Origin of the sequence: Clostridium sp. (genome assembly GCF_051650885.1) — a bacterium.
Classification (GTDB): Bacteria; Bacillota; Clostridia; order Clostridiales; family Clostridiaceae; genus Clostridium.
In genome coordinates this window covers 1-1574 of sequence record NZ_JBOFRG010000097.1, presented here as the reverse complement: position 1 = coordinate 1574, position 1574 = coordinate 1, and the positions used below count along the sequence as shown (strand labels likewise).

The 1574-nt window shown below is 27.6% G+C and carries 1 protein-coding gene; it reads left to right on the top strand.

Features of this window, described 5'->3' with window-relative positions; translation table 11 throughout:
* A partial coding sequence (locus ACRC28_RS04395; RefSeq protein ID WP_438542239.1) for a DEAD/DEAH box helicase family protein occupies positions 1 to 1574 on the top strand: 1574 nt, incomplete at both ends.

The window sequence follows — 1574 nt, the reverse complement described above, 5'->3', positions numbered from 1 at the left end:
AAGATAAAGCCTAATTTAATGCAAAAAGAAGCTTTAATAAATCTAGAAAGATTAAGGCTACATGGTGGAGAAAGAGGAATTGTAGTTGCAGCAACAGGAACTGGTAAAACATATATGTCAGCTTTTGATGTCCAAAAGTTTAATCCTAAGAAGATGTTATTTATAGTACATAGAGAAGATATTTTAAGAAAGGCAATAAAGGATTTTAAAAAGGTTATGCCGAGCATAGAAAGTGGGCTTTTTACAGGGAATGTAAAGGAAAGAGAAAAGAGATTTTTATTTTCTACTATTCAAAGTATAGCCTCTCATTATGAAAGCTTCAGTAGAGATGAGTTTGATTACATAGTTATAGATGAAGCACATCATAGTCCATCTAAAACTTATAAAGAGGTAATAGAATATTTTAAGCCAAAGTTTTTACTTGGAATGACAGCAACTCCTGAAAGAACAGAAGGATTAGATGTGTTTAAAATATTTCATAATAATATAGTTTTAGATGTTAGATTAAATGAAGCCTTAGAAAAAGAGCTGGTAGTTCCTTTTCACTATTTTGGAATAACTGATATAGATTTAGTAGATTATACAGGGATAGATATAAATGATACAAAAAAGGTATCTAGAATTTTAAAGATAGGTGAAAGAGTAGATTTTATAATAGAAAAGATGGATTTCTATGGCTTTCATGGAGAAAAGAGAAAGTGCATAGGCTTTTGTGCAAGTATTGACCATGCAAAATACATGGAAGAGGAATTCAATAAAAGAGGAATTAAAAGTGTCGCTTTAGTGGGGACAGATTCTATAAATAAAAGAAAAGCAGAAATTGAAAATTTAGAAGATGATAATAATCCTTTAGAGGTTATATTCACAGTTGACCTTTTTAATGAAGGAGTGGATATTCCATCTACAAATTTAGTTTTAATGCTTAGACCAACAGAGTCATCAATAATTTTTATACAACAACTTGGAAGAGGTCTTAGAAAGCATAAAGATAAGGATTTTCTAACTGTATTAGACTTTATAGGTAATTACAATAAAGCATTTCAAATAGCAATAGCTTTAAACGGTAGTGATTATAATAAGGCTACTCTTAAAAAAGCCATAGAAACTGATTTTCTTAAAATAAAGGGATGTACTAATATTCAAATGGATGAAATAGCAAAGGAAAGAATATTAGAACAGATAAATAAAGAAAATTTCAATGGAATGAAGTATTTAAGAGAAGAGTACAATGAGTTTAAAAAATTAAATGGTGGGAAAATAGTAAATAGTTTAGTTTCTTATACATTGTTTGAAGGAGCTATAAATCCAATTAAATTTATAAGAGGAACTTCAAATAAAACATATCTTCATTTCTTAGAAAAAGTGGAAAAAGATTTTGAAGATAGTAAACTTTTAAAAAATGAAAAGTTTAAATTATTGCTAAGAGATATAACAGGAAAATTGCCACTTAAAAGACCTTTTGAATATATCATTCTTAAATATCTAATAGAAAATAAAACTGCAACAAAAGAAATATTGAAAAATGAAATAGAAAAAAAGATAGAGTTTATAGATGAAGAGACTTTAAATTATAC